Consider the following 7842-nt stretch of genomic DNA (forward strand, 5'->3'; position numbering starts at 1 on the left):
GACAAGCAGGCGGCGCGGCCGACAACGGCCAGACGCCCCGCGTCTGGCTGCCGGCGAAGCACGCCCGACAGATCCCGCGCGACCTCGCCGGGACGGCATCCTCCGGCGAAGGAGCCAGGGCGATGCCAAAGCCGTGGTACCGCTCAGTCTGCTCCGGGGTGACCGCGGTCCGGACGAACTCCACCTCGGCACCGGCGAACGCGGTGACGCGCTCGCCGAGTGCGATGAGCATCCATCGACTACTCGGATCACGGTCGTCCTGAAACCACCGGCCAGGGGGTGAGCCACGATGGATACCTTGAAGTGGAATACATCATTCCTCATTTCGATTGATCTCTCCGTACAGTCGTGCAAAGGGGGCAGGTGTGGCCGATCTGAAGGTGTTCCGGCGGGGTGCCGATGGCCGAGATGTCGAGCTGCGGGGTTCGACGGTGGCGCGGGAGCGGGAGCTGCAGCAGCGGGTCGAGGGGGCGCTGGAGGCGATGCTGGGGGTGCGGTTCCTGGCGTCGGAGTACTCGACGGGGCCGTGGCACCAGGGGCGGATCGACACGCTGGGGCTGGACGAGGACGGCGTGCCGGTGGTCATCGAGTTCAAGCGCGGGCGCGATGCCGGGGTGATCACCCAGGCTGGGTCCTACCTGGTCTGGCTGCTGGCGCACCGGCACGAGTTCGAGGCGCTGGTGCGCAGACGGCTGGGCGCCGAGGTGGCGGAGTCGTTCCAGTGGCAGCGGCCTCGGGTGATCTGCGTGGCGGGCGAGTTCTCGCGTCATGACCGGGCGGCGGCGTCGCTGTACCAGCGAGATCACCGCCTTGACCTGGTGCGCTACCGGATCTTCGGGCCGGACCTGCTGACGCTGCAGCTGGTCGAGACCGTTCCGGGTTTCTCCGCCTCGGGTGCCGCGCCGGTGCCAACCGGTCCGGCCGACGAAGCGGGTGACGAGCCGGAGGTGGTCGTGGTGCCGGCGGGGCCCTCGCAGGTGGAGGTGCCGGAGTGCCTGCGGGTGCTGTACGGCGAGCTTGACGAGGCGCTGACCGCGGCGGGCGAGCTGGAGGTGGTGATGCTCAAGCACTACATCGCCTACAAGCGGCTGCTGAACGTCGCGTCGGTGGTCTTCCGCCCGTCGCCGTCGCATCAGGCGCTGCTGGTGTACCTGCGGCTGGACCCGGACACGGTGGAGCTGGAGGAGGGCTTCACCCGCGACGTCCGCGGCATCGGTCACCTGGGGACCGGTGACCTGGAGGTGCGGATCGCCTCCTCGGCGGACGTGGAGAAGGCGGTGCCATTGATCCGGCGGGCGGTCGAGGAGTCCTGACGGGGCGGGGAAGGGCGGCTGGAGTCTGGTGCTCCGGCCGCCCTTTCGCGTCTTCGGCCCCTTGGCCGGGTGGCGGTTCTCACGCTCACGCCTCCGGTCCGGCGAGGACGAGGTCGTCCTTGGTCAGCTCGGCACGCAGCCGCTGTTCGGCGACGTCGGCGTAGTGGGGCGAGAGTTCGGCACCGACGAATCGCCGGCCTTCGCGTAGGGCGGCGACGCCGGTGGAGCCGCTACCAGTGAACGGGTCGAGGACCGTGCCGCCTTCGGGGCAGATCCGGACGAGCTGCTGCATGATCTCCAGCGGCTTCTGGGTGATATGGACGCGGTCCTTGCGGGGCTGGCTGGCGATGAAGTGGCCAGGCAGGTAGAGGGCGCGGCTGTTGTCGAGGGTGCCCTTGACGCCCCAGATGATGAACTCGGCGCTCTGCTTGAAGCCGCCCTTGCGCGGGCGGCTGGCGGGCTTGATCCAGGGGATGGTGCCCTGCCACGTCCAACCCGCCATCTGCAGCGCGTCGCTCGTTGTCGGTTCCTGCCTCCAGTCGCTGAAGACCATGGCGACCGAGTGCTCGGTGCTCGCCCGGTACGCCTCGGTGAGCAGCTCGGTGAGCCAGGAGCGGTAGGAGCGCTGGTCGCGGTTCTCGCCGGGGAAGGTCTGGAGGTCGTGGGCGGAGCCGGTCTGCACGTACTTGGCGCGGGCGTCGCGGCTGGTGCGCTCGGAGCTGGTACGCCCGCCGCTGTTGTACGGCGGGTCGGTGATGACGGCGTTCACGGACTCGTCCGGGAGGGTCTTCAGCACGGTGAGGGCGTCGCCTCGGTGCAGCTTGTAGCTCATGGGGTCTTCCTTCGGGGCATGGCGCTTGGGCCCGCTCCGGGCGGCGCCGGACGGCAGCCGTCGGCAGCGGGGATGCCGAGGAAGGTAGTCGCGATCGGCGGCCGTACCTAACGGGCGTTGGTGGGGGTTCCGGGCCTGGTCTGGGTCGTTTGGTGCGGCTGACTTTCGCGTCTACTGTCTCGCCATGCCGACCGGGCAGCAGGCCAAACGGCCCTGGCCCGGGGCGTGTTGATCCGTGCTGCCCTGTGCTCGCGGAGCCACGCGGGCAGCATCTCCCCTTCCCCCGATCCCGAGGAGCGCCGTCGTGTTCCGGCTGAGATTACGAGCGCGGCTGGCTGCCGCGCGTGACCCGAGACCGGCGTCCTGGAGCTACCAACTCCCTTGACCCGGGAGCGCCCTGAACGAGGGCGGTTTCACCACCGGCGCGGTGCCGGCGACTTCTTCGCACGAGAGGCCGGCACCGCGTTCTCCTACGAACCCCCGAGGAGCCGCTGCGATGCAGCATGCCCTGGCACACCCGTGCCCTCATCCAACTACGCCACCCGGTCTGCCGCTGCCCGGTGACCGGGAGCCGTCATGAAGAAGACGGTCGGCGCGCTCGTCGGCGTCGTCGCGTGCGGTCCGCTGGTGCTGGCCCTGCCCGTCGCGATCGTCGGCGCGGGCAACGCCTCGGCCGCCACGTCCAGTTCCTGCCCTCCCGGCGGAAATTCACAGGGTGTGGATTCCTCGGCGGTGGCGGCGCAGGTCGAGGCGATCCTCAAGGGCTCCAGTCCGCTGTCGGCTCCGGCCGTGGCCGGGCTGAGCAAGCCGTCCGAGCAGATCCCCAACGCAAAGACAATCCAGGCCACCGGGGTCGCGATGCACATCCCGGTGCGCGGGCAGGTCGTCGCTCTGGCAACGGCGGTGCAGGAGAGCGAGCTTCGCAACGTCAACGGCGGGGACCGGGACTCGCTGGGCCTGTTCCAGCAGCGGCCGAGCCAGGGCTGGGGCACGCCGGAGCAGATCATGCAGCCGGTGTACGCCTCGACGAAGTTCTACGAGGCGCTGCAGAAGGTCAGCGGCTGGGAGTCGATGACCGTCACCCAGGCCGCCCAGGCGGTGCAGCGCTCCGGCTTCCCCGACGCCTACGCCAAGTGGCAGCCGCTGGCGGAGGCACTCCAGAAAGCCCTCGCGCCGCTGCTCGCCCCTGCCTCCGACACCTCGCCCACGCCGAACCCGACACCGGCACCGACCCCAACGGCCGGCGCGAGCGACAGCCCGACCGCGGGTGGCGGCTGCGGGACGCCCACGGCAGGCGGCGACGGCAGCGACTTCGGCACGATCCCCGCCGGCTCGCTGCCAGGCGGCTACACGATCCCGGCCGACGCACCGCAGCCTGTGCAGGCTGCCATCCGGTGGGCGCTCGGCCAACTCGGCACCGCTTACCAGTGGGGCGGCACCTGCGCCAACTCCCATGGCGCGGACCCGATGGGCAGGTGTGATTGCTCCTCGCTGATGCAGGTGGCGTACCGGTCGGCCGGCGTCTCGCTGGAGCGGACCACGTACGACCAGGTCAAGCAGGGCACCGCCGCCTCGCCGGACTCGCTCAAGCCGGGCGACCTGCTGTTCACGCGGGGCAGTGCCGCCGTGCCGGAGCACGTCGGGATGTTCATCGGCAGCGGGCTGATCGTGCACGCGCCGAAGACCGGTGGCGTGGTCACGATCTCGACCCTGGCCTCGTGGCGGCCGGAGATCCTCGCGGTCCGCCGGGTCGTCTGACGCGCACCCTCGCCTCCCCTCTCCCTCCCCCTTCTTCTTCGGGCTGCCTTCGCGCGCCCTGAATTGCTCTGGAGCTTCCCTTGTATCTCGCGGACGCAGTCGTACAGCTCGCCTACGATCCCGGCATCGCCCCCGCCGAGGGCGGTCTGCCCGGCCTTTCGGTCCTCAAGCAGGTGATGGGCAGCCTGAATCTGTTCGGGATCGTGGCGGTCGTCGGAGCCCTCGCGGTCAGCGCCGGGGTGTGGGCGTGGGGCCACCACTCCGGCGGCCACCAGGCCGAGGCCAACGGCAAGAAGGGCGTCCTCGTCAGCGCGGGCGCCGCCCTGCTGCTGGGCGCCGCAAACGGGGTCGTCAGCTTCTTCTCCGGACTCGGCGGCCAGATCAAGTGACGCAGAAACGTTCCCTCAACCGCCCTGCCCGTTCTGGGGACTTCGGCGGCGCGGTTGTGCGCCGCCGGGCGCTGCTGGGCTCGATCGTCCTGATGCTGCTCATCACCTGCGCCGGCCTTCTCGCCTACCTCACCCGGGACGGCCGTGTCGCCGCCAACCCGGTTTCCACGGCTGCGAGTTCGCCCGTAGCCTCCGGCGCGGTGGCCTCGGCGACGCCGGGCGGGCATCCGAAAGCGCTGGCGGGTCCGCCCTCGACGCACGATCCGATCGCGTTCGCGAAGGCGGCGGCGGTGGCGCTGTGGTCGTACGACACCCGCTCGTCCTCGCAGCCGGAGCTGGTGGCCTCCCTCCACCGGTGGCTGACCAGCGAGGGGCAGTACGTCGACGCCGACTCGGTCGATCGCCTGGTGCCCTCGCCGGTGTTGTGGGGGCGGATGGCCGACTCCGGGCAGTTCGCCACCGCGACCGCGGACGAGGCGCACTTCCCGGACCGGTTCACCAGGGCGCTGCAGGCGGATCCGGGGGCGATCACGCAGGCGTACGTCTACGCCGTGACCGTCTCCGGGAAGCAGTCGCTCTCCTGGAACGGCGCCCCGGCCGGTGGTGCCGAGGACCGTTCGGCCACCCTCGCCGTGCAGTGCCGTCCTGACCGCCCGTGTGCTCTGGCCGGTGTGCTGCCGGCCGTGGCGCCCTGACCTGGGAGTTCCTCGTGGATATCTGCAACCTCCCGATGGTCGCCCAGGTCTGCAACGTCGTCGACGGCATCAACTTCGTCAGCGACCCGGGCAAGTCGATCACCGATGGCATCGGCGCGTGGATCGCCAAGAGCATGGGCGAGCTGGCGGCCAGCGCCGTCGACCTGTGCGCGAAGGCAGTCGACGAGACCACGGCCATCGACCTGTCGGCGCCGTGGTTCCGGGACAACTACCAGTTGATCCTGCCGATCGGGCTGATCCTGACCGTGGGCACGTTCTGCGCGCAGCTGGTCCTGGCCGCCTGGCGGCGGGACGAGCGGGCGCTGGCCAAGGCCGGCTGGGGCACGATGACCGGCGTCCTGTTCGCCTTCGGCGCGATCAGCTTCACCGCCGTCGCGGTCACCGTGGTCGACGCCTTGTCGGCCGGACTGTTCCAAGCCGCGCACACCAGCGTGGCCGACGCGGTCAGGCGCATGATCAAGGTGTCGCAGTTCGGCGCCATGTTCCCCCTCGGCTGGGCAATCCCCGCCCTGGTCGCGGTCGGCAGCGCGATCGGCGCGTTCCTCTACTGGGGCGTGATGGTCGCTCGCAAGGTCGGCGTGCTGATCCTGGTGGCGCTCGCCGCCTTCGCCGGTGCCGGCGGCGGCTGGGAGGTCGCCCAGCGGTGGCGGCGCGGCTGGATCGAGGCCACCGCCACCCTGATCGTCTCCAAGCTGCTGATGACGGTGGTCTTCCTCGTCGGCGTCTCCGCGCTCGGCAAGACGGACGCCAAGGACGGCATGGCGGCCCTGTCCGACGCCATGGCCGGTGTCGTGATCATGGTGTTGGTGCTGCTGTGCCCGTACGCGGTCTACAAGTTCGTCCACTGGGCGACGGACGGCAGCGGCCACGACGACACGCACCGCACCGGCATGGCCGGCATGGCGGTCGCGGCCGGGGCGGCGAAGACCGCCGGTTCCCTGGCCATGCAGATGAGCACCGGCGTCCCGGCGCCGCAGGGCCCGGCCCAGGTCCCGGGCATGAGCGGGGGCGGTACCGCCTCCGGCATCGACCCGACCGGCCGGATCAGCAAGGAAGGCATCGACGCCGGCCCCGCGCAGCAGCCGACGAAGTTCCGCTTCGGCGAGGACACGAACGCCGGCGGCGACCGCGGACGCGCCCTGGTCACCCGGCCCGGCCTGCCGGCCCTGGTCACCCGGGCCTCGCCCGGGGAAGGTGACGGGCAGCCGCAGTCCGGCGGCGGCCACGAGTCCCCGGCCGCACCGCCCCTCCAGGACGCTGTCGCGACGGGCACGGTCCCAGCGTCCGGAACCGCCGTGCCCCAGGCCGCGAGCCCGCCCACGCCCGGGGCCTCCGCACCGGCACCTGGAGGCCAGGCCGCCCCGGCACCGTCCCCTGCCGGAGCACCCGCTCCGGAGCCAGGCCGGTTCGTCTTCCCGAACCGGCCCACCCAGCCCGGTTCCTGACCAGAGCCCCGTAACCCGGGGTGGGCGGCAGCCCGCCGCCCACCCCGGGCCCCGCCCCCGAGCCCCTGGAAGGAGCACCAGCGATGACGTCCAGAAGAGCGCCGCGCTCCCGCCCACCGCCCGCACGCTCACCCCTTCTGGAACACCAATGCCCTCCTCGACACCCGACGCCACCCCTGCGTCCGTCAAGTTCCCCCACCGCAGCCGCCGAGGCGTGCTGCTCGGCCTGAGCGCCCCGCAGCTGACCACCTGCGCCGCCACCGGCCTGCTGCTGCTCGCCGTGCTCATCACCCGGGGCGTCACCGGCGCCCTGCAGCTCATACCCCTGTGGGCGGGAGTCGCCGCCCTGGTATTCATCCGCTACCGGGGCCGCACCCTCGCCGACTGGGCACCCATCGCCGCCCGCTACGGCCTGCGGCGCCTGCACGGACAGCTGATCTGGCTCGCCCGCCCCTCCTCCCGCCCGGTGCGCGAGGGCCTGCTCCACCTGCCCGGCAGCGCGGCCAGCCTGCGCGTGGTCACCGCTCCCGATGGCCGCCACGGCGCCGTCCACGACCCGCACGCCGGCACCCTCACCGCGATCGTCAAGGTCTCCTCCCGCGCCTACGCCCTCCTCGACCCCGGCACCCAGAACGCCAACGTCAGCGGGTGGGGACGTTCCCTGGCGGCGCTCGCCCGCACCGGCCAGGTCGCCCGCATCCAGGTCATCGAGCGCACCGTCCCCGACACCGGCGACGCGCTGCGCCGGTACTGGGAGGAGCACGGCCGCCCCGACACCCCGCTCGCCGGTGAGCTGTACGAAGAGCTGATCCGCGGCGCCGGTCCGGCCGCCGCCCCGCACGAGGCGTACGTCGCCATCGCCCTGGACTTCAAGGGCGCGCGGCGGCTGATCAACCAGGCCGGAGGCGGCCTGACAGGCGCCTTCGCCGTCCTGGCCCAGCTCACCTCCGCGTTCGAGCAGTCCGCCCGCACCGCCGGCCTCACCCCGGCCGGCTGGCTGTCCGCGGGCGAGATCGCGGCCGTCGCCCGCACCGCCTACCACCCGAAGTCCCGTGCGGCGCTGGACCGCTGGTCCGAGGACGGGCGTCCGTCCGCCGACCCGGGCGCCGCCGGACCGGTCGTCGTGGTGGAGAAGGCCGACCACATCTCCACCGACTCCGCCCACCACACCACCTACTGGGTGGAGAACTGGCCCAGGACGCAGGTCAACCCGGGCTTCCTGCACCAGGTCATGTTCGCCTCCGGCGTGCGCCGCACCGTCTCCCTCGCGTACGAGCCGCAGGACCTCGACTCGGCGCTGCGCGACGTGCGCCGCAAGAAGGCCAGCGTGATCGCCGACTCCGCCGAGCGCGCCCGCAAGGGCCAGGTCTCCAGCGAGGCCGACTCCGT

The 7842-nt window shown here is 72.0% G+C and carries 7 protein-coding genes; 6 read left to right on the forward strand and 1 reads right to left on the reverse strand.

The annotated features are described in order from the left end of the window. Nucleotides 1-365 precede the first annotated feature (365 nt). Nucleotides 366-1313, forward strand: a complete 948-nt coding sequence (locus AB0D10_RS06740) for a DUF5655 domain-containing protein (protein ID WP_360252395.1) — start codon at nucleotides 366-368, stop codon at nucleotides 1311-1313. Between the two features lie 85 nt (nucleotides 1314-1398). On the opposite strand, the gene AB0D10_RS06745 is transcribed toward AB0D10_RS06740, so the two are convergent. Further along, nucleotides 1399-2145, reverse strand: a complete 747-nt coding sequence (locus AB0D10_RS06745; protein WP_360252398.1) for a site-specific DNA-methyltransferase — start codon at nucleotides 2143-2145, stop codon at nucleotides 1399-1401. Between the two features lie 576 nt (nucleotides 2146-2721). Between AB0D10_RS06745 and AB0D10_RS06750 the strand changes: the two genes are divergently transcribed. The 5 genes from AB0D10_RS06750 to AB0D10_RS06770 all read left to right on the forward strand — a co-directional run. Then, a complete protein-coding gene (locus tag AB0D10_RS06750; protein ID WP_360252401.1) occupies nucleotides 2722-3903 on the forward strand; it encodes a C40 family peptidase in 1182 nt (393 codons plus the stop codon). Between the two features lie 80 nt (nucleotides 3904-3983). After that, complete coding sequence (locus tag AB0D10_RS06755) at nucleotides 3984-4292, forward strand: DUF6112 family protein (protein ID WP_188308008.1); 309 nt, start codon at nucleotides 3984-3986, stop codon at nucleotides 4290-4292. Nucleotides 4293-4384: 92 nt separating this feature from the next. After that, nucleotides 4385-4987 carry a hypothetical protein gene (locus tag AB0D10_RS06760; protein WP_360252459.1) on the forward strand — a complete coding sequence of 201 codons (603 nt, stop codon included), beginning with the start codon at nucleotides 4385-4387 and terminating at the stop codon, nucleotides 4985-4987. Between the two features lie 14 nt (nucleotides 4988-5001). Then, nucleotides 5002-6453, forward strand: a complete 1452-nt coding sequence (locus tag AB0D10_RS06765) for an ATP-binding protein (protein ID WP_360252405.1) — start codon at nucleotides 5002-5004, stop codon at nucleotides 6451-6453. Between the two features lie 148 nt (nucleotides 6454-6601). Next, nucleotides 6602-7842, forward strand: a 1241-nt coding sequence (locus tag AB0D10_RS06770) for an SCO6880 family protein (RefSeq protein ID WP_360252408.1), incomplete at its 3' end; no start/stop codon positions are given.

This window comes from Kitasatospora sp. NPDC048545, from assembly GCF_040651155.1.
Classification (GTDB): domain Bacteria; phylum Actinomycetota; class Actinomycetes; order Streptomycetales; family Streptomycetaceae; genus Kitasatospora.

What these genes read in the sequence shown, in the direction of transcription:
- AB0D10_RS06745 (WP_360252398.1), bottom strand. Translation starts at nt 2,145, where the DNA reads ATGAGCTACAAGCTGCACCGAGGCGACGCCCTCACCGTGCTGAAGACC.
- AB0D10_RS06750 (WP_360252401.1), top strand. Translation starts at nt 2,722, where the DNA reads ATGAAGAAGACGGTCGGCGCGCTCGTCGGCGTCGTCGCGTGCGGTCCG.
- AB0D10_RS06760 (WP_360252459.1), top strand. Translation starts at nt 4,385, where the DNA reads ATGCTGCTCATCACCTGCGCCGGCCTTCTCGCCTACCTCACCCGGGAC.